Raw genomic sequence first — 18,847 nt, 5'->3', positions numbered from 1 at the left:
CTGATCGGTCCGCTGCCGCTAGCCTTGGCCCATGCCCCGATACGAGTACCGCTGCCGCTCCTGTGGCGACACCTTTGAGCTGAGCCGCCCGATGGCCGAGTCCGCCGCCCCCGCGGCCTGCCCCTCCGGGCACGAGGACTCGGTGAAGCTGCTGTCGACGGTGGCCGTCGGGGGCTCGTCCTCGGCGCCCGCCCCGCGCGGCGGAGGCGGCGGAGGCGGTGGAGGGGGCTGCTGCGGCGGAGGCTGCTGCGGCTGAAGCACCCGTAAGGGGCGCGCGGAGCTGCGCATAAGGGGTGTGGGGGACCGGCACGATCAGGCCCCCAGCCCTCAGCCCCCCAGCCATCGCCCCCCCACCGGCCCGCCGGGCCCGCGGCCTCAACACCGCACGCCCGTCGCGGTGCTACCGCACCACGGTCCCGGGCCCCGCTCCAAGCAGCCCGAGCTCGGCCCGCGTGGGCGCCCCTTCCCAGTCCCCGTGCGACGCCACGGCGAAGGCGCCCGTGGTCACGGCCCGGTCCAGGCGCCCCGCCACGTCGTCCCCGTCGAGCAGCGCCGACAGATACCCGGCGACGAACGCGTCCCCCGCGCCCACGGCGTCCACCGCCCGCACCGGGCGTGCGGGAGCGTGCAGTTCGCCATCGGCGGTGTACGCGGTGGCCCCGTCGGCGCCGAGCTTCACCACGACCTCGCGGACACCCTGCGCGCGCAGCGAATCGGCCAGGGCCGAGGGCTTACCGGCGGCCGTCATGTCCGGTACGCACAGCGGCAGTTCGTCGTCCGACGCGATGAGGACATCGACGTACGGAATCCAGGAGCGCATGACCGTGGCGGACTCCTCGTCGCTCCACAGCCGTGAGCGGAAGTTGACGTCGAGGCAGACCGTCGTGCCGTGCTCCCGGGCCAGTTCGAGGGCGCGGCGGCACGCGTCGAGGGCGGAGGGGCCCAGGGCCGGCGTGATGCCGGTGAGGTGCAGGACGCGGGGTGCGCCGGGAGCGGTGAAGGCGCGCTCCACCGAGGCCGCCGTGAGGCGTGAACCGGCGGAACCCGCACGGTAGTAGTGCACGCGGGTCACCTCCGGCAGCCTGGGTTCGAAGAGGATGAGACCCGTGGGCGCGTCCGGGTCGCGGGTCGCACCGCCGACGTCGACCCCCTCGGCGCGCAGCGTGCGAAGGACAAGCTCGCCCGCCTCGTCGTCGCCGACGGCGCCCGCCCAGCGGACCGCGTGGCCCAGCCGCGCGAGGCCGATGGCCACGTTCGACTCGGCGCCCGCGACGGACACGTCCATCGAACCGCCCAGCTTGAGCGGGCCGCTGCCGCGCAGGGCGACCATGCTCTCGCCCAGCGTGAGGACGTCACCGGTCGTGTCGTCGATGCCGCTCATCGACCGGCTCCCGCGACCGCCACGAACTCCGCGGCGCGCCCCCGCAGCGCGTCCAGGTCCCCGCCGTCCGCCGCGTCCCCGATGAGCGGCGAGCCGACGCCCACGGCGACCGCGCCGAGCGCCAGATACTCCTCGGCGGCTGCCGCGTCCACGCCGCCCACCGGCACGAAGGGCAGATCGGGGAAGGGGGCCCGCAGCGCCTTGAGGTAGGCGGGGCCGCCCATCGCCGATGCGGGGAAGATCTTCAGCGCGGTCACTCCGGCGGCGCTCGCCGCGATCACGTCGGTGGGGGTCAACACCCCGGCGGCGACGGGCAGTTCACGCCGCAGGGCTTCGTCGACACCGGCGCCGAGGCCCGGCGTCACGATGAGGTTGGCACCCGCGTCCGCGGCTCGCCGCGCGTCGTCCGTGGTGAGGACCGTGCCCGCGCCCAGCCAGGCCTCGCCGCCCAGCTCGGCACGCGCCCGGCGCAGGACGCCCAGCGCGTCGGCGCCGCTGAGGGAGACCTCGACGAGCGGGACACCCGACTCCACGAGCGTCATGACGGTCCGGAAGGACGCCTCCGCGTCCGTGCCGCGCACGATGGCGACCAGACGCCGGGCCCGCAGGGCCGCGCTGAAGGCTGTGGTGAGGGCGGTGGCGGGCGCTGAGGCCGATGCGGGGGGTGTGGTGGGGTCCGACATGCCCCCAAGGCTCGCACAGGGCGTTCAGCGTGCCTGTTCAGGGTCGTGGGCCCGCACCGGGCGGCGCGCCCCGCGTCCCCGCCCGTGCCCGGCGTGCCGCACCTGCTCGTGCTCGGGGTGGCGCGCCCGCCAGTAGGGGTTGTCGTGCGGCAGGGCCGAGCCGACCCTCCCGTACATCCCGAAGATCATCAGCAGAACACCCACCACGAAGCTGAACAGGACGTTCGGGATGTGGAAGGCCAGGAAGTTGAGGCCGGTGTCCAGGATGGCCAGGTTCACGAAGCCGCTGAGGATGAAGGCGCAGCCCAGGACCATGTTGAGCGTCGACGCGAAGTTGCCGCCGATCACCATGCCGACGAACAGGAGCAGTCCGACGCAGATCGACAGGACGCTGAGCGCGCCGTTCGTGTTCAGACCGGCGACGGTGTCGCCCCCGGTGTCGAAGAAGCCGACCTTGTCGATCAGGCCGAGGATGCCGAAGGCGAGCAGGACGAGCCCCATGAGGCCCGCGCCAACGCGGTAGATCGTGCTGAGACGGTGGTCGACGGGCAGATGTTCGTTCAGCGTGACGCGCCGCCTGGGCCCCTTCGCCCCTGGGTGAAGTACATGCGTGGCCATGTCCGCCTCCCTTGATGCGCGCGGAGACCGCTTCTGTACGTTGCCGGTGCGTGCGTGCGTACGTGCATTTCGTACGTGTGTACGCGTGCATGCTTCGTACGGTGACGTCGGCGTACGTAACTCAAGGATCCGCCCGCGGGCCGCGAACCGCCAGCAGACGCGGCTCTAGGCCCCCTGGCCCCGCTCCTCCCGGATCTGCGTGACCACGCGCGACACCGTCTGCCGCACGGCCTCGGTCTCGGTCAGGAAGTGCCAGTAGTCCGGGTGGCGCCCCTCCAGGGAAGCCACCGCGCGGTCAAGGCGGGCGACGGACTCGTCGAGCGGGCGGGCGTGTCGCTGCTCCGGGGTCTGGCGCCCCGCCATGGCCAGGCGCTGGGCGTCCCGGATCGCGAAGCGGGTGCGCTCGATCTCGTGCTGGGGGTCCTTCGCCACCGCGTTGAGTCGCTGGAGCCGGTCGCCGGCCGCCGAGACCGCCTCGTCCGTCGAGTTCAGCAGGGCGCGGACCGTCGACAGCAGGGAGGTGGCGTCCGGCCAGCGCTGTTCTTCGCGCGCCTGCTTGGCCTCCTTGAGCTTGGTCTCCGCCTGCCGTACGTTCTCCGCGGCCTGGTCGGGGACGCGCTGGAGGTCCTGCCAGCAGGCGGCCGTGAACCGCCGCCGCAACTCGCTGAGGACGGGGTCGACCTGGCCGCTGCGGGTGGTCAGCGCCTGGGCGCGCGTACGCAGCGACACGAGACGGCGGTCTATCTCGGCGGCCCGCTCGGGCAGCCGCTCGGCCTCGGCGCGCACGGCTTCCGCGTCCCGCAGGACGCGGTCGGCGCGCTGCAGCGTCTCCGGGACGCCGTGCTGGCCCGCGCCCTGATTGAGCTTGGTCAGCTCGGGCCCGAGGGCGGCGAGGCGGGCGGCCAGATCATCGGCCTTGAGCCCGGCCCCGCGGACGGCGTCCAAGGCGTTGCTGGCGGCCAGGAGGGTCTGCCGGGCGCGCTCGACGGCCGGGGCGAGGCGGGCGAGCTGCGTCTCGGCCTTGTCGAGCAGCGGTCCGAGCCCCTGCTGGAACCGGTCCAGGTCCTGCTTGGCCTTGTCCAGCTCTCCCTTGGCCTCGGTGAGCTCGGTGCGCGCGCGGGCGGCGACGGAGGTGTCGAGGTCGTCGCGGTCGAGGTCGTGCGCGTCGACGGCGCTGATGTACTGACGGCTGGCCTCGTCGATGCGCCGCCCGATGGCGTCGAAGTCCGAGACGGCCCGCTGCGCGGCGGGCGTGGAGTCGACGGCGACGATGGTCTCGATGGAGATCCGCAGATCCCGCTGGGCGGTGTCCAGTTCGTAGAAGGCGGCGGCCGCCGCGTCCTTGGCGGCCTGGGCATCGGCCCGCACGCTCTCCCCGCGCCCGCCGAACCACCGCCGGGTGCCGCCGCCCGCGAAGGCGGCGGGGAGGACGAGGGCGAGGAGGGGGAGGGGCAGGAGGGCGAGCGTCACGGCGTCGCGCAGCGGGCTGTGCCGTCGGTCCCGTCCGCCCTGACGGCGGCCGGGAGGGTCGCCGGGGCGAGGGTGCGGCCGCACGCTCCCGCAGCGACGTACATCCTCGTCCGGCATGACTGGTTTGCTCGACGTGTCCGGTGTGTACGGCTGCGAAGGTGTCGCCGTCACTATCCCTCTCCCGTGCTGTCGTCCGCCTTGCCCGGTGTCACATTCTCCCACCGGTTAATGACGAACACACGGGCCGGTTAGTTCGCGCTGCGCACCGTGACTTTGCCGTCTTCGCTGCGGGCGGACACCAGGTGCGGACTACCACTGTCGCGGGGAACGGAAACATCCACGGCCCCGTCGGCGGTCCTGGTCGCCACGTCGTACGAGACGTCGCGGCCGCCGTTCTTCCCCGGCACCTCGATGGTGACGGCGCCGTCCGTGCTGCGCGCCTCTACGCGATCGGGCACGGAGGCCAGCGTCAGCCGCACGGCGCCGTCCTTGGAGGTGGCGCGGACGCGCGGCGACCGGACGCCGGTCGCGTCGACCGCCCCGTCGACGCTGTCCAGCGTCAGCGGCCCCGTGACGTCCCTGACCTTGACGGAGCCGTCCTCGGTACGGATGGAGAGCGGTTCGCGCAGCCCGTCGGCGCTCACGTGCCCGTCTTCGTTCTCCACCTTCAGGGCCACCCCGCGAGGCACCTCGATGCGGTGCTTGGCCGAGCAGTCGGCGAAGACACCGGAGCACTTCACGCGCAGGGTCAGCCGGTCCCCGTCCATCGCCCAGGTCACCTTGGGGCTGTCACCGAGCGCGGTGGAACCGTCGAACCACCGGGTCACCTCGACCTTGCTGTCGTCGGAGCCGCCGGTGACGAACTCCAGCGCGGAATCGTCGGAGTCGACGGTCAGGGTCTTCCCCTCCAGGGCGAAGGTCCGCCGCTCCGGGTCGGAGTCGTCATCGGCGCTGGCCCCGCAGGCACCGGCGAGAAGCGCGACGGCGACGGCGCCACTCGCGGCGGCGAGGACGCGGGCGCGGCGGGTGGTGCGAGTGCTGCGGGTGGTGTGCCCGTCGCTACGACGACGAACGGAACGGACGGTCATGAAGATCTCCCCCTGAGCGGCGAGTGGCGGATGGGCCACGCCACGACTGCGGCTTCCCTAGCCGCCCCATGACCGTACGAACGAACCCGCCCCCACGGGATCCGGCGCGCTCCCGGATCAGGGGTGGGGTTAACCCCCTCCCGGCCCTCACCTCGGGCCACCCTCGATACGGGTTTGCCGGGCGGGGCCGCAGGCAAGGTAGGCTGTCGAAATATCCCGGGCGCGTAGCTCAGCGGTAGAGCGCTGCCCTTACAAGGCAGATGTCGGCGGTTCGAAACCGTCCGCGCCCACCAGTGCAAAGACCCCCAGCCGATCATGGCTGGGGGTCTTCGACATCCCGGCCTGACATCAACGGCCATGGTCGGAGACCGGTGCCGCCCAAGGGGTGGCCGTGGCGAAGATGTGGTCGAGGGCCGTCAGGTATCCCGCAGTGAGAGACCCCATCAGCGAGGAAGACCACGTTGGCGCTGGCGAGGTATTCCACCTCTGACCAGCACGACTACGACCTCACGGTCCGAACCGCAGGCGTCCCCCGGGGAGTGCTACACCCTTCAAAGATGATGCTCGACAACTTCGGCGTCACCGAGAACAATTGGCGCGACGTGCTGGCCGACGTCCCGCACTTCTGCATCTCGGAGAGCCCGGCATACGTCGGACGCGCGGTCGCGGCGCTGACCGGCGACAGCGACATCGCACGCCGCAACGGCCAGTCGCTCTCCAGCGGCCAACTCGCCCAGGAGTACGGCTTCACCGACCTGGACGGCTCACGCAACCGGATACCCGTGAGGGGCATCGCCCGCGGGGCTCTTCCGGCGTCCGTCCGACTCGCCCGCCGCCCCTCATGCGCAGTCGTACGTCAGCCCGCCCGCTCATAGGTAAGGACGGTCTTCGGGTGGTTGCCGCTCCCGTGGCCCTGATCGAGCTTGAAGTTGCCCATGATGGACAGGCTGTGCGGGTCGTCGCCGGAGACAACGGCGCTGCCCTTGCATCGCGGGCCGGTGCGGGACTCGATGACCACGCGTGCGCGTCTGCCCGACTCGACCTGGTGGAGGGTCAGCTGCTGGCTGCCGTCCGTGGCTCGCCACCGGCCCACGAACCAGGGGTGGATGGGCTTGTACTTCGTGGCCACCCCGGCGAATCCGGAGCCTTTGCGCCAGGTCAGCGTGGAGGTTCTCAGCGTGCTGCGATCGACGAAGTCCACTCGGGCGCCACCGTCGCGGATGCGGGCCTTCGGCCAGACGATGTAGTTTTTGGTCGGATCGGTGGTCCAGGAGGAGAGGTCCCCGGTGGCGACGGCCGCGATCACATCCTGCGGTTCCTCGCCGTCCCTGCATGACTCGCCGAAGCCGGCCGCGAGCCACACGGTGTCCCGGTACGCCTTTGCCCTGATGCCGTGGCATGGAAAGAGAGCTGCAATGGTGCTTCCAGGAGCAGCGAAGAGAGTGATGGGATGAGGCGGCGGAGCAGGTCTTCGGCAACGACGGAAAGCTGGCCCCGAACACCAGGGGAAGCGGCGACTGGCTGCTTGTAGGGCGAACTGACGCAGCTACTGAACCAGTACAGCACCAGCCCTCCGCGCAGCTTGATCGCGGTGTATCGGATTGGCTGAGCCAAGGGCCAGCTCAGTTCACCGAGCTGACCACTCTCTCGAAGCCACATTCGGAGAGTCCGCGCCCACAGAAGGCAAGTAGCGGGTGAGAGCCTGCTCGTTTCTTCGTCATGATTCGACTTGGGGGCTCGGCACGCGCCGTGGGGTGGAGTGGCTGTCGTTCGTCGGCTCGGTCGTGCCGGCCTTCAGCTGGGCCCGGAGGTCGTCGATCTCGTGCCGCATGGATTTCAGCTGTTCGTACGTGTCGAAGAGATAGCGGACCTTGGTGCGCAGGGTCAGCGGATCGATGGGTTTGAGCGCGACGTCGGCCACACCGAGCAGGAACGCCGCGGCGGCTATCTCCCGGCTGACGTCGAAACCCGTCAGTAAGACGATGGGGATGGAACGTGTCTGGTCGAGATGGCGCACGTAGCGAACGACATCGAGACCGCTCACACCCGGCATGCGCACATCGAGCAGGATGAGTCCGACCTCCCCGCGCAGGATCACCCTGAGCGCGTCGTCGCCGCTGGAGGCGCTCAGCAGTGGGTAGCCGAGAGGGGCAAGGGCACTCTCCAGAGCAAACAGGGTGTCCTTGTGGTCGTCGACGACGAGAATCACGGATTTGGTCGGCATGGACGTGCCCCCTCTCTCCGTAACCACGCTATGCCAAAGCGGAGTTGAAGAGCATGGTCGTCACAGCACAGACGAGACCTATGTTCATGACAGTAGGATCACGAGCACCAGCAACCCCGGAAAGTGCGCCCTCTCCCGCCCAAAAGCCAGAGGGCGCGCCCGTTTTGTGACACGTCTGGTCACGGAGTGTCACTGATCCGGTCCGGGGCGGCTGCTCCGTCGATCGGGTGATCGTTCAGAACCTCGGGGAACTCAGGTGAGTTGGGCCGGTCGGCTAGGGCTGTGTGGGCGTCCGGTTCGAGGATGCTTCGGGTGCGCGACCGTCGTGCTGCCGTCGGGCCCTGCCGGAAGGGATTCTCCTCGTGAAGATCGCCAAGGCCGCTGCCGGTGTGGTCGGTGTCGGGCTCGCCCTGGGGGCCGTTTCTCCCGCGTTCGCCGCGCCGCAGCCGCCCGCCGGTGCCGAGACGCAGATGCTCGGTTCCGCCGCGACGGCGGCGCAGGACCTGAAGGAACCCCTCGGGGACGTCGACGTCGACGCGGCCGACGGTGAGCTGAGGGCCGACCCCGCGGCTGCCACGGCCAGGGTCGACGACGCGGTGCAGGGGCCGGCGTCGATGATCGGCGGACTTGCCGCGGGGAAGCCGGTCGGCTGATCCGCCGAAGTGGTGCACCCCCGCGCCCCGTCGGTCGGGGTACAGGGGTGCAGGGGGCGCTCTAGCAGGAGGCGGCTAGCACTTCATCTTCCAAGTGTGGGAGTCGCCGCTGTCGTTGGCCCAGCCGCTGGGGGCGGCGATCTCCTGGCCGGGGGCCAGACAGACCGTGCCGAAGCCGACGAGGCCCGGGTTCTCGTAGACCTGGACGTGGTCCTTGATGCCCGGACCCGAGATGCCGTGGTTGGCCCAGGACGAGTCCGCGTCCTGGATGGGGTCCTCCCAGTCGTGGTCGTCGCCCGACCAGTTGGTGCGCTGGCCGCCGAAGTCCGCGTCCGTCCAGGCGCAGAACTGGCCGCTCGGGCACGAGGCCGCCTGGGCCGTGGCCGACGTGGTCACCGCGGTGCCGGCCGCCAGGAGCGTGGCGGCGAGCAGGGCCGTGGTCTTGTGCTTGATCGTCATCAGGCGTGCCTGTCTTTCCCTTGGTGGGCGCTGAGTCGGTTCTTGGCCTGGTGCAGGGCGCGGGCGCGCAGGGTTCGCCAGTCGGCCAGTTCCTCGCGGTGCTCGGCGCGGACCGACGCCAGGGTGCGGTGGCGGTACGCGGCCTCCGGCTTGAGGTTGTTGGCGATCGTCGAGACCTGGAACCAGCGCCTCTGGTCGCCGTAGAGCGTGCGCTGGGCCGCGGCGAGGCAGCCGTCGGTGTGGGCACGCACGGTGTAGCCGGAGGGGAGTTCGAGGGAGAGTTCCGTGCGGCCGGTGCCGAACAGGGCTGCCGCCGTGCGTTCTTGGGCCGCGCGGGTCGGCTTGGCGTCGCCGTTATTGGTGCTGTCGGTGCTGTTGGTGTCGCCGGTGCTTTCGTGCGGGCGCGGTGGCGTCAGGCCCCGCTTCTTCAAGCAGGCGTCCGTCAGCTGCTGTTGGGCCGCCCTGATGATGTCGTCCGGCGGGAGTCCGCGCGGTGCGGGCGCGGGTGCGCACGCGCTCAGGAGCAGGGCGGGGGAGAGGAACAGTGCGGCCAGGAGCCGCCGGGAGCGATGGGGCATGTGCGTACGTCAGCCCTGCTCGCAGCCCATGGGCGTGTCGCTGACGCCGTCCAGCTTCTTGGCCCAGGCCGTCCAGTTCTCGTCGTAGTCGTCCTTGCGGATCTCCCGGTAGAAGCAACCGGCGCCGGGGCCGTAACTGATGGCGTACACACTGCCGTTGACGCGTGACTCGGAGGAGTAGGCGTGGCGCTGCGTGCCGTTCTCCGCCTCCGCGTAGCCGGGCGGGCCGTAGCACCAGGCGTGGCCCATCATCCCGGGCTCGGACCAGAAGCAGACCTGGCCGGGGGCCGCCGCGGCGCGTGGCGCGGTGGTGTGGGGCCCGGCGGTGGCCGAGGGGGCGACGGCGGTCAAAAGGGCCGCGAAAGCGGCGGTGACTGCGGCGGTTCTGAAGCGCATGCGCGTGGGCTCCCCGGGGTGGTCGATGCGTTGTGCATGACCTCAATCCCCAGCGTTTACGCAGGTAAGCGCCTCGTCACCCGGAATGATTACTAGTCGTACCGGCGGGCAGTTCCGACTGCGACAGCAAGCGCCAATGCGACGGCCCGGCTCAGCGGCCCGATCCCGGGTGCGTGCGCTTGTACCTGCGGTCCCATCGCTCCTGGCGTTCCTTGCGGATGCGGTAGTCGCGGTAGGTCTTGGGGAATCCGCCCCCAGCACCTCCGCCACCGCCTCCGCCGCCCGCACCGCTGCCTGCACCCGCGTTTCCGCCCGCTCCGGAACCCGCCGCACCGCTTCCGCTTCCGCTGCTCTTCTCCGAGCCCCCGCGGTCGTACTGCTGGACCATGAAGAAGATGAGCGCCGCTGCGGCCAGCCACAGAAGGGGTTGGCTGAAACCCAGGCCGATCAGTGCAAGGAGCAGGACGACCAATAGAACACTCATGGCGGCACCTCCTTGGCGTAGCTGGAGTCAACGCCCGCCGTCACTCGGTGTCAATGGCTTTCCCATGGATGTGTTTGAGCCGTGCGCGGGCCGCCACGGCGTCCGGGCCCGCCACTTCCTCCCAGAAGCGATGACAGGTGACGAACACGGCCAACTCCCGCTCCCGCGAGCGGAGTTTCTCCACCTCCGCTTGTTCGTCCGGGGTCCAGCCGGGGGAGGCGGGCCGCTCCACTTTCCGCCAGCCGTGGTCGTCGCTGAAGCCGTCCAGGGGCGTGACGGACCAGGGGAGCCGCTTCAGCAGGGCCAGGAGTTCGGCCCGGACCTGGTGCAGTTCCTCCTGACCCGCGAGGAGGTCGTCGGGGAAGTCGTATGCAGGGGTTGCAGGCACCCGGTAATGGTACTCCTGTTCGAATTTCGAGTGCGAGGGCATCCAGAGCATCCAGAGCATCCAGAGCATCCAGAGCACCAAAAGCATCGCGAGGACGTGACGACTTCACGCCCGAGCCTCATACGCGGCAAGCTGGAAGCATGTGCCGCAGCATCAAGACGCTCCGTCCGCCCGCCATCCCCGAGGACGCCACCGAGGAGGAGATCCGGGCCGCCGCGCTCCAGTACGTGCGCAAGGTCTCGGGATTCCGCGCCCCGGCCGCCCACAACCGCGAGGTCTTCGACCGAGCCGTGGAAGCGGTCGCCGAAGCCACCGCCGAACTGCTCGCCGGGATCGAGGTACGCGGGGCCAAGCCGCGGACGGCCGAGCAGGTGGACGAACAGACGGCCGGGAAAGCCCCGGCCGCCTAGCTCGCAGCCGCAGCCGCAGGAGGAGCAGGAGCCGCAGCGGAAGCCGCAGCCGCGGAGGCCGCGGTCGACGCCGCCCCGGGCCGCCGCACCAGGAACGCCGCGCCCGCCCCCGCCGCGAACAGCGCGAGCAGGGAGACGCCGGTGGCCAGCCATGACGCGCCGAGCCACTGCCCGCCGAAGTAGCCGAGCGCCACGCTGTAACCGGCCCAGGCCACGCCCGCCAGGGCCGACCAGGGCAGGAACTCGCGCACCTTGCGGTGGGCCGCGCCCGCGGCGAGCGAGACGATCGAGCGGCCCGCGGGGGCGAAGCGGGCGATGACGACCAGGGCGCCGCCGCCCCGGGCGAGCGCCGCGCCGAGACGTTCCTGCGCGGTGGTCAGACGGCGCGAGCGGGCGATGGCGCGGTCCAGCCGCTCGCCGCCGCGCCAGGCGAGGCGGTAGACGGCCATGTCGCCCAGGACGGATGCGGTGGCCGCGCAGAGCGTGAGGATCAGGATGTCGGGGACCTCGTGCGCGACGCTTCCCGCGCCCGCCGTGCCTGCCGCGGCCGCCGCGGTGGCCGCCGTGATGACGAGAACACCGCTCGGCAGTACGGGCAGGACGATGTCGAAGAGCACCGAAAGTGCCACTGCCGCGTAGATCCATGGGCTGCTGGTCAGCGCGCCCAGACTCATCTGCACCGAAATTCCCCGTAACTCCCCGGCCGACGACTTGACTGCCGCGACGTCGCGGGGGAGCGGCAGGGGCGGCTTGGTGACAGCTGTACAGCGTACGCCGCGCTCTTCGCCGCAGATCCACGGGGGGCTCATATGTTCGCTACATCACGTTCACCCGGCTGCCGCTCCAGATGGGGCGTACGACGCCGATGTCCCGTACGAACAGAGACATCGGACCATCGGACGGACAGTACGGAAGGAGCGGGGCGATGGTGGCAGGAATGCTCGCCGGGGCCGTGGCGACGGCGGTGCTCGCGGCGGGCGGTGGCGCGGTCGGGGCGGACGCGCCGTGTTACGAGATGCGGGTCGGGGCGCGGTTCTCGCCGCCCACGGCCTTCATCCCCTCGTCGGCGATCACGTACGACACGAAGCTCGTCCCCGCCGGTTCCTCGATCGAGGTCGAGCAGCGCGGCGGGCCGGGCGACATGGCGGTCACGGTCCGGGTGAAGGGCATGAAACCGGGTCACGCGTACGGCGTGCACGTGCACCAGAAGCCGTGCGGGGCCGATCCGGCCGCGGCGGGCGGGCACTACCAGCACCACGTGGACCCGGAGCAGCCATCGGAGAACCCGGCCTACGTCAACGCCCGGAACGAGGTATGGCTGGACTTCACCGCTGGCGGGGACGGCTCGGGCGAGGCGAGCGCCCGCCACGGCTGGGAGTTCCGTACGGGCGGGGCCGGATCGGTGGTGCTGCACCGCGAACAGGGCGGCGCGGGGGACCGGTTGGCGTGCTTCACGGTGCCGTTCGCTCCGGTCGGCTGAAGGGCTCGCGCGCAAACGTGACGGCGCCTGCTTCCCCGTACACGTACGGGGAAGCAGGCGCCGTCACAAGAGCGTGCAAGCGTGCAAGCGTGCAAGCGTGCAAGCGTGCAAGCTGCACGCGTCAGGCGGCCACCGGCGTCCGCTCCGACGCCGCCTCCTCGTCGTCGCGCGCACCGCGCGAGGCGAAGAGGCGGTCGAGGCCGAGCGCGCCCGAGCCGGTGAAGACGAGCAGGAGCATGGCCCAGCAGAAGATCGCGGAGGCCTCTCCGCCGTTCTCCATCGGCCACAGGGCCTCCGGCTGGTGCACCTTGAAGTAGGCGTACGCCATCGAGCCCGACGAGATGAACGCCGCGGCGCGGGTGCCGAGGCCGAGGGCGACCAGGCCGCCGCCGACCAGCTGGATGACGGCCGCGTACCAGCCGGGCCAGGTGCCGGCGTCGACCGTGCCGCCGCCCATCGCGCCGCCGAGCACGCCGAAGAGCGAGGCGGCGCCGTGGCAGGCGAAGAGCAGGCCGACGACTATGCGGAAAAGCCCGAGGGCGTAGGGCTGGGCGTTGTCGAGACGTCCAGTCATGGGGGGTCTCCTTCGGTTTTTCGGGGACGGTAACCGAGCGGAGGCCCAAGGTTAGGGGAACCTAATCAATGCTTGCAAGTTCAACATCTGGCCATTCGGGCCATTCCGTTTCCCTCGCGGACGGGATCACTCCCCTTGCGCAGGCGATCTCCGCCGAGCCCGCCGCCGTCCGCAGCACGGCCCGCGCCACCGCGTCCGCGTCCGACAGGGTCACCGAGTCGACGCCCGGCCTGGCGCCCGCCGCCGTCACCCAGTGCACACCCTCCGTGGGCACTCCGAACGCGAACCTCCGTGTGTGGGAACGACCTTGACGGTCGATCAGGTGATAGGGGCGGGGCGTGACGTCCAGGCCTCCGGTTTCGTAGCCGTCGACGACGTGGGGGCGGCACTGGCCCGTCCGCAGGAGCCGGCCGAGCAACTCGTCCGCGGTGCGCCGCACGTCCGGCTCGGGGAGCCGGGCCTCGATGACTGTGGTGACGGACACATCGGACCCCGGTACGCCGGGGGAGTGAGCGAGATACGTGCCGTCCGCGGCGGGCCGTACGTCGAGGCGCGGGCCCAGCACTTCGAGCACCCCCGCCTCGATCAGGGCCGTCATCTCCTCGATGCGGCGCCGGGGTGGGCCGATCGACAGGAAGGCGTTGAGCGGCGTGTACCAGCGGTCCAGGTGCTCGCGGCGCGAGGCCCCGGACAGGCCGCCGTGGTCGAGGATCAGGCGCAGCTCGTTGCGCAGGTCGCGCAGCACGTCCAGGGCGGACTTCAGCGGGCTCGCGACATTGCCGAGCGCGGCCTGCGCGGTGTCCTCGCGCAGATAGGCGAGCAGCCAGGCGCGGAAGTCGTCCGGGGAGCGGAACGTGCGGCCGGAGTACGGCCTCGCGAGCCGGTCCCAGGACCAGCGCGCGGTCTCGGGGATCTCGAACTCACGAAGCACCAGGGCCTCTTGAGGCCCGTGATGCGGCGCCGCGAGGAAGGCCTCCCGGAAGTCCGCTGCCCGCTCGGCCGGTTGGACGAGGGCCGCGTAGTAGACCGTCTCCACTTCCTTCGCGACCAGTGGCCATATCTCGTCGAGGAAGTCCGGGGCGTCACCGCTGTCCGCACGCTTGCGGAAGCGGGCTATGACGTCGGCGGTGAGGACGAGCGGCTCGTGCCGTCCGTACGCGCCCTTCGCGTTGTCGCCGCGCGCCTGGTAGGGGACGCCGCGCCGCGATCCCGCGTACAGCTTCGGCTCGTGCCCTGATGGCTGATATCGGAGGCCGCCCCCGGGCGCGGGGCCGAAGTGCCCGCCGCGGCCCCGGGTCAGGAGCGCCATGTGGTCGAAGAAGTTCAGGCCGAGGCCGCGCAGCAGGACGCGCTCGCCGGGAGCGATCGCCGACAGGTCGACGTCGGCGGGGTTGGCCGGGGGTATGTGGCGCAGGCCGTGCAGCGCCGCGTGGGCGGCGAGGTGCTCCTGGCCCTCGTCGCTGTCCGTGGGGAGGTGGCCCTGCGCGAGGACGACGGCGCCGAGCCCGCGGAGTTCACGGCCGTCGTCGAGTACGAGGGTCTGGGCGCCGTCGCCGGTGCCGTCGGCGGAGTCGAGGCGCACGGCACGGGCCGCGTGCACCTCCACCCGGACCGTCGCGGGGGCGCGGTGCAGGATCTCGGCGAAGACCCACTCCAGATAGCGGCCGTAACCGGCGCGCGTCGGGTAGTCGTCAGGGCCGAGCCCCGGCGCGTTCCCGGCGGCGGCCCACGCGTACAGGCTCGGCCCCGGCCGGATCGGCCCGGCGCACTCGACGCTCTCGTCGGTGAAGAGGGTCACCTGCGAGGCGATCGTGTTCATGAGCAGCTCGGACGGCTGCGCGGTCCGCCAGACGCGCCCTGGGCCCGGGGGAGAGGGGTCGACGACGTGGACCGTGAGCCGTGCCCCCGGCGGCAGGAGTTCGGCCGCCGAAGCGCAGAGGCGTTCCAGGACACTCGTGCCGCGGGGCCCCGCGCCGACGACGGCGACAGCAACGTCATGTTCCGGTGCGGTCGCGGCGGATGGTGCGGACAAAGGCGTGACTCCCGGGCATCGGAGGGGGCGATGGAAGCGGACGGTCCGCCTCATCATGCCGCCGGAAGGCCCGAAGTCGAACCCCGGAACGGAGGATCGTCAGACGGGTGTGGCCTGTGTCACGTGGCTCGATCCGGACGCCGGTCGCCTTTGCGGGGCTATGGGAACTTAAGGGCGTACAGGCCTACGAGAGCCGTGACTCCTGGGTCGTCTTCAGCTGTACGCCCACGCCCTTCACCACCTGCGCCTGGTCCAGGCGCACCTGTGCCGAACGGCCCCGCAGCGTCAGCGTCATGAGCTGGTTCCCGAACCAAGGCCCACCCGTTTTGCGCCAGTTGATGGCGGCCCGCGTCAAACGTCCGTGCCGCTCGAAGCGGCGACCGAGGGCCCGGCCCACCCTGCTCCAGCCGAAGTGGAAACCCAGCTTTATCGACGTAGGGATGGAGTTGTGGACGGGGGAGCACGTCAGTTGCAGGACGCGGGCGTCGGGGTCGCTGCCGCCCGGCCAGGTCGGTTCCGCGATGTACGCGTGGTGGACGTCGCCGGAGAGCACGCACACCGTCGCCGGGGCGCCCGCGCCCGTGCCCACCTCGGCGATCAGGGAGGTCAGCGCGTCGAAGGACGCGGGGAAGGCGGCCCAGTGCTCCAGGTCCGAACGCCTGCGCAGGTTCTCGCCGAAGCGGGCCCAGCGCGCGCCCCGCTCACCACGGCACAGCGCCGCGTTCCACCCCTCGGCGTCATGGATGAGGTGCGGGAGCAGCCAGGGCAGCGACGTGCCGATCAGGAGGTGGTCGCAGCCGTCCGGGCCCCCCGCGCCGTCCAAGGCCTGCTCGCGCAGCCAGCGGGCTTCCTCCGGGTCGATCATCGCGCGGTTCTGCTCGTCCAGGACGCGGGCCGCCCGTGTGTCGACCATGAGCAGGCGTACGCGGCCGAAGTCCCGGCGGTAGCTCCACCGGGTCGCCGTGGGGTCGGCGTCCGACGCGGAGGCGAAGGCCCGCAGCGCGTCCGTGCCGTCCGGCGTCGCCCGCAGCGCCGCGTACAACTCGTCCCGTTCGAGGTCGGCGGGCGGCAGATTGCCGAGGTGCTGGTAGACCCAGTACGACATCAGGCCGCTCAGCACGCGCTCGCGCCACCAGGGCGTCGCCCGCATCTCGGCGAGCCAGGCCGCACTGGTGTTCCAGTCGTCTATGACGTCGTGATCGTCGAAGATCATGCAGCTGGGCACGGTGGAGAGCAGCCACCGGACCTCGGGGTCGAGCCACGATTCGTAGTAGAGGTGGGTGTACTCCTCGTAGTCCGCGACCTGGTCGCCCGGCGGGTCGTTCAGGTTCCGGCGGGCCGCGAGCCAGCGGCGGGTCGCCTCCGACGTGTTGTCCGCGTACACCTGGTCGCCCAGGAGGAGCAGGACGTCGGGGCGGTCGGCGGCCGTGCCGGTGGCGATCCTGGCGGCGAGGGTGTCCAGGGCGTCGGGCCCCACGGGGTCGTGCTCGTCGCTGGGCGGCGCCGCCCAGCGGCAGGACCCGAAGGTGACGCGGAGCGCCTCGTCGCCACCCTCGCCCGGGGTGTGGATGACGCTCGGCGGGAAGGGCGAGTCGGGCAACGGCCACACGGGGGCGCCGCTGTCGCCGAGCCGCACCTCGTACGCGGTCTCCGTGCCCGGACGCAGGCCCGTGACCGGGATGAGCGCGTAGTGGTGGCCCGCGATCTGGAACGTGTCCGCCGTGCCTTTGGCGCCGTCCTCGCACCGCACTTCGGCGGTGCAGGGACGGTCGGTCTCCACCCAGACCGTCGCCGTCGAACCGTCGACGTACCTCAGCAGCGGACCCAGGCGCAGCCGTGCCACGATGATCACTCTCCTCCGTCGCCCCGTACGGTACGGAACGACGGAGGGTGGTGGGGAGGTTCCGGGGATTCCCGCTGGTTACAGGCCGGTGACCTGATCGCTCGCGGGCCGGCGGGCCGGTGGCCCCGGCAGCCGTTCGAGCAACCGTTTCAGCAGCCGCTCAGGATCGAGGACAGCTTCGTCTTCTCCTCCGGGTTCACCGTGAGGCTGTAGTGGTGCTTCACGTCCACCCACATCCGCGCGTAGTAGCAGTGGTACGACGTGGTGGGCGGCAGCCACTCGGCCGGGTCCTGGTCGCCCTTGCTCTGGTTGACGTTGTCGGTGACCGCGATCAGCTGGGGACGGGTGAGGTCGTTGGCGAAACCTTCCCGCTGGGCGGTGGTCCAGCTGTTCGCGCCGGACTTCCAGGCCTCGGAGAGCGGGACGACGTGGTCGATGTCGACGTCGGCCGCGGCGGTCCAGCTGCCGCCGTCGTAGGGGGACTTCCAGGTGCCCGACGTGGCCGCGCAGCTGGAGTCCTGCTGGACGTTCGTGCCGTCGCGCTTGAGGACGACCTCGCGGGTGTTGCAGGCGCCGGACTGGGTCTTCCAGTGCGGGAACTTCTCGCGGCTGTAGCCGTCGGACGAGCCCTCGGCCTTCTCCGTGAGCTGGCCCAGGTAGGTGCGGGCGGTGGCGGCGGAGACCGGGGCCGGGGGAGCGGCCTGGGCGGGGGCGCCGGTGAGGAGCGCCGCCGCCGAGGCGAGGGCGGTCAGGGCGGTGAGAGTGGCGAGGCGTCGACGCGCGTAGACAGCGGACATGTGAACTCCCTTGTCGTGGGGGGACGTTGACCGGTGGGGCGGCCATGCTGACGCGGTGGGGTTTCCGGTGGATGTGCGTCAAGTGACAGGGTCGCGTCAATCAGGTGGTCAGTTCAAGGGTTCTGGCGCCGTGTCATGTCGGGCCACCTGTACGGGAGTTGCCGAAAGCGTGTCCGAAAGAGGGTCCGGGAGGGTGCCCGGAGGGCGTCCGGAGGTCCGCGGCGTGTGGCCTGGATCACTTTCCCGGCGGGTCGAAAGGCCCTGGTCCGGGGTGTGCGGACGTCCCGTACGATGGATGGCGCAGAAGGGGAGTAGCTCTTCGCCGGACCGTCGACATACTGCTCAGCTCGTCTGAGCCGGCGCCCGGAGGCAGACCTCGTCATCGACGTGGCCGGCCAGCGAGACCTTCGGCAAGCAGTGCCCGACGTACATGACCGTGTACGTCTGTGTGCGCTGCCGTGCCGAGGTGTCGTACGTGATGTACAGATTGCTCTCGGTGGGGCAGCCCCGACCGATTGAGGAACCTTGATCAGCATCAGCGTGATGGCGCTCGTCTTCGGCGTCGTCTTCCTTGCCGAACTCCCGGACAAGACAGCGCTGGCCGGGCTCGTCCTCGGGACGCGCTACCGCGCCTCGTACGTCTTCGTCGGGGTCGCGGCCGCCTTCGTCGTCCACGTCGTGCTCGCCGTGGCGGCCGGCAGCGTCCTGACGCTGCTGCCGCAGCAACTCCTGCACGCGCTCACCGGTGTCCTCTTCCTCGGCGGGGCGGCGATGCTGCTCCTGAAGGGCGGCGACGACGACGAAGAGGTCCGCGAGCCCAAGGACCAGAGCTTCTGGAAGGTCTCCGGGGCGGGCTTCATGCTGATCCTGGTCGCGGAGTTCGGTGATCTGACGCAGATCATGACCGCGAACCTGGCCGCGCGCTACGACGACCCGATCTCGGTGGGCCTGGGTGCGGTGCTCGCGCTGTGGGCGGTCGCCGGGCTCGGCATCGTCGGTGGAAAGGCGCTGATGAAGCGCGTTCCGCTCTCGCTCATCACCAAGATCGCGGCGCTCCTGATGACGGCGCTCGGCGTGTGGAGCCTGTACGAGGCGATTGCCTGAATTGCCTGAGGTGTCCCGCCGGGACGCCAGGTCAGGGGTGTGACCTGCGGTGCTGGCGTCCGGTGGCCCCTTTTTGTATCGTGGAGGAACAAAGTGGCTCCGCCCGTGTTCCCTGACCGGCGGGCGGGGCCGCCTTGATTCTTCCTCCGCGGGATCTTCCGCTGTGTTGTGAACCTCCCTCTGCG

22 protein-coding genes, 1 tRNA gene and 1 pseudogene are annotated in these 18,847 nt (G+C 71.0%); 7 read left to right on the top strand and 17 right to left on the bottom strand.

Annotated elements, in window-relative coordinates; all coding sequences use genetic code 11:
* Positions 1–31 precede the first annotated feature (31 nt).
* Entirely contained in the window at positions 32–256 is a 225-nt protein-coding gene (locus ACFUPX_RS13040) for a zinc ribbon domain-containing protein (RefSeq protein WP_383320290.1), read from the top strand.
* 144 nt (positions 257–400) lie between these two features.
* On the opposite strand, the gene ACFUPX_RS13035 is transcribed toward ACFUPX_RS13040, so the two are convergent.
* The 5 genes from ACFUPX_RS13035 to ACFUPX_RS13015 form a co-directional block, all read right to left on the bottom strand.
* Positions 401–1,381, bottom strand: coding sequence for a sugar kinase (locus tag ACFUPX_RS13035; RefSeq protein ID WP_383320288.1), 981 nt, complete (start codon positions 1,379–1,381; stop codon positions 401–403).
* Complete coding sequence (locus ACFUPX_RS13030) at positions 1,378–2,064, bottom strand: bifunctional 4-hydroxy-2-oxoglutarate aldolase/2-dehydro-3-deoxy-phosphogluconate aldolase (protein WP_383320286.1); 687 nt, start codon at positions 2,062–2,064, stop codon at positions 1,378–1,380. The genes ACFUPX_RS13035 and ACFUPX_RS13030 overlap by 4 nt, the downstream gene beginning before the upstream one ends.
* A 24-nt stretch (positions 2,065–2,088) precedes the next feature.
* The gene (locus tag ACFUPX_RS13025; protein ID WP_383320284.1) at positions 2,089–2,682 is read right to left on the bottom strand and encodes a DUF4383 domain-containing protein; all 594 of its coding nucleotides are present in this window, start codon (positions 2,680–2,682) and stop codon (positions 2,089–2,091) included.
* 165 nt (positions 2,683–2,847) lie between these two features.
* Positions 2,848–4,323, bottom strand: a complete 1,476-nt coding sequence (locus ACFUPX_RS13020; protein ID WP_383320282.1) for a hypothetical protein — start codon at positions 4,321–4,323, stop codon at positions 2,848–2,850.
* Positions 4,324–4,400: 77 nt separating this feature from the next.
* Positions 4,401–5,240: a DUF4097 family beta strand repeat-containing protein gene (locus ACFUPX_RS13015; RefSeq protein ID WP_383320280.1), complete on the bottom strand. Its 840-nt coding sequence runs from the start codon at positions 5,238–5,240 to the stop codon at positions 4,401–4,403.
* A 218-nt stretch (positions 5,241–5,458) separates the two neighbouring features.
* Here ACFUPX_RS13015 and ACFUPX_RS13010 point away from each other — a divergent pair.
* Both ACFUPX_RS13010 and ACFUPX_RS13005 read left to right on the top strand, forming a co-directional pair.
* A tRNA-Val gene (locus ACFUPX_RS13010) sits at positions 5,459–5,533 on the top strand.
* Between the two features lie 258 nt (positions 5,534–5,791).
* Positions 5,792–6,115: pseudogene (locus ACFUPX_RS13005) on the top strand (hypothetical protein); the annotation flags it as partial.
* Here the strand turns inward: ACFUPX_RS13005 and ACFUPX_RS13000 are convergent.
* Positions 6,097–6,603 carry a hypothetical protein gene (locus ACFUPX_RS13000; RefSeq protein ID WP_383320278.1) on the bottom strand — a complete coding sequence of 169 codons (507 nt, stop codon included), beginning with the start codon at positions 6,601–6,603 and terminating at the stop codon, positions 6,097–6,099. The pseudogene ACFUPX_RS13005 and the gene ACFUPX_RS13000 overlap by 19 nt on opposite strands.
* Positions 6,604–6,957: 354 nt before the next feature.
* Positions 6,958–7,464 (bottom strand): two-component system response regulator, encoded by a 507-nt coding sequence (locus tag ACFUPX_RS12995; RefSeq protein ID WP_383320276.1) that lies wholly within the window; start codon positions 7,462–7,464, stop codon positions 6,958–6,960.
* Positions 7,465–7,826: 362 nt separating this feature from the next.
* Between ACFUPX_RS12995 and ACFUPX_RS12990 the strand changes: the two genes are divergently transcribed.
* Positions 7,827–8,117 carry a hypothetical protein gene (locus tag ACFUPX_RS12990; RefSeq protein ID WP_383320274.1) on the top strand — a complete coding sequence of 97 codons (291 nt, stop codon included), beginning with the start codon at positions 7,827–7,829 and terminating at the stop codon, positions 8,115–8,117.
* A gap of 75 nt (positions 8,118–8,192) precedes the next feature.
* Here ACFUPX_RS12990 and ACFUPX_RS12985 read toward each other — a convergent pair whose 3' ends face one another.
* From ACFUPX_RS12985 to ACFUPX_RS12965, 5 genes are all read right to left on the bottom strand, one after another.
* Positions 8,193–8,576 carry a peptidase inhibitor family I36 protein gene (locus ACFUPX_RS12985; protein ID WP_383320272.1) on the bottom strand — a complete coding sequence of 128 codons (384 nt, stop codon included), beginning with the start codon at positions 8,574–8,576 and terminating at the stop codon, positions 8,193–8,195.
* On the bottom strand, positions 8,576–9,154 hold the full coding sequence (locus ACFUPX_RS12980; RefSeq protein WP_383320270.1) for a hypothetical protein: 579 nt from the start codon (positions 9,152–9,154) through the stop codon (positions 8,576–8,578). The genes ACFUPX_RS12985 and ACFUPX_RS12980 overlap by 1 nt, the downstream gene beginning before the upstream one ends.
* 9 nt (positions 9,155–9,163) lie before the next feature.
* A complete protein-coding gene (locus ACFUPX_RS12975; RefSeq protein WP_383320268.1) occupies positions 9,164–9,550 on the bottom strand; it encodes a hypothetical protein in 387 nt (128 codons plus the stop codon).
* A 151-nt stretch (positions 9,551–9,701) separates the two neighbouring features.
* Positions 9,702–10,034, bottom strand: coding sequence for a hypothetical protein (locus ACFUPX_RS12970; RefSeq protein ID WP_383320266.1), 333 nt, complete (start codon positions 10,032–10,034; stop codon positions 9,702–9,704).
* Between the two features lie 40 nt (positions 10,035–10,074).
* Complete coding sequence (locus tag ACFUPX_RS12965; protein ID WP_383320264.1) at positions 10,075–10,422, bottom strand: hypothetical protein; 348 nt, start codon at positions 10,420–10,422, stop codon at positions 10,075–10,077.
* Between the two features lie 140 nt (positions 10,423–10,562).
* On the opposite strand from ACFUPX_RS12965, the gene ACFUPX_RS12960 reads away from it, so the two are divergent.
* A complete protein-coding gene (locus ACFUPX_RS12960) occupies positions 10,563–10,832 on the top strand; it encodes a DUF2277 domain-containing protein (RefSeq protein WP_383320262.1) in 270 nt (89 codons plus the stop codon).
* Here the strand turns inward: ACFUPX_RS12960 and ACFUPX_RS12955 are convergent.
* Positions 10,829–11,506, bottom strand: coding sequence for a DedA family protein (locus tag ACFUPX_RS12955; RefSeq protein WP_383320327.1), 678 nt, complete (start codon positions 11,504–11,506; stop codon positions 10,829–10,831). The genes ACFUPX_RS12960 and ACFUPX_RS12955 overlap by 4 nt on opposite strands.
* Positions 11,507–11,757: 251 nt before the next feature.
* On the opposite strand from ACFUPX_RS12955, the gene ACFUPX_RS12950 reads away from it, so the two are divergent.
* The gene (locus tag ACFUPX_RS12950) at positions 11,758–12,312 is read left to right on the top strand and encodes a superoxide dismutase family protein (protein ID WP_383320260.1); all 555 of its coding nucleotides are present in this window, start codon (positions 11,758–11,760) and stop codon (positions 12,310–12,312) included.
* A gap of 121 nt (positions 12,313–12,433) precedes the next feature.
* Here the strand turns inward: ACFUPX_RS12950 and ACFUPX_RS12945 are convergent, their stop codons facing one another.
* From ACFUPX_RS12945 to ACFUPX_RS12930, 4 genes are all read right to left on the bottom strand, one after another.
* Positions 12,434–12,886, bottom strand: a complete 453-nt coding sequence (locus tag ACFUPX_RS12945) for a DoxX family protein (RefSeq protein WP_383320258.1) — start codon at positions 12,884–12,886, stop codon at positions 12,434–12,436.
* A 61-nt stretch (positions 12,887–12,947) separates the two neighbouring features.
* Positions 12,948–14,972, bottom strand: coding sequence for an FAD/NAD(P)-binding protein (locus tag ACFUPX_RS12940; RefSeq protein ID WP_383320325.1), 2,025 nt, complete (start codon positions 14,970–14,972; stop codon positions 12,948–12,950).
* Positions 14,973–15,102: 130 nt separating this feature from the next.
* A complete protein-coding gene (locus tag ACFUPX_RS12935; protein ID WP_383320256.1) occupies positions 15,103–16,761 on the bottom strand; it encodes an alkaline phosphatase D family protein in 1,659 nt (552 codons plus the stop codon).
* Between the two features lie 149 nt (positions 16,762–16,910).
* Positions 16,911–17,558 carry an HNH endonuclease family protein gene (locus tag ACFUPX_RS12930; protein ID WP_383320254.1) on the bottom strand — a complete coding sequence of 216 codons (648 nt, stop codon included), beginning with the start codon at positions 17,556–17,558 and terminating at the stop codon, positions 16,911–16,913.
* Between the two features lie 525 nt (positions 17,559–18,083).
* On the opposite strand from ACFUPX_RS12930, the gene ACFUPX_RS12925 reads away from it, so the two are divergent.
* A complete protein-coding gene (locus ACFUPX_RS12925) occupies positions 18,084–18,662 on the top strand; it encodes a TMEM165/GDT1 family protein (RefSeq protein ID WP_383320252.1) in 579 nt (192 codons plus the stop codon).
* Positions 18,663–18,847 lie beyond the last annotated feature (185 nt).

The sequence above is a fragment of the Streptomyces sp. NPDC057302 genome (assembly GCF_042667685.1).
GTDB lineage: Bacteria > Actinomycetota > Actinomycetes > Streptomycetales > Streptomycetaceae > Streptomyces.
This window is presented reverse-complemented; position numbering and strand designations above follow the sequence as displayed.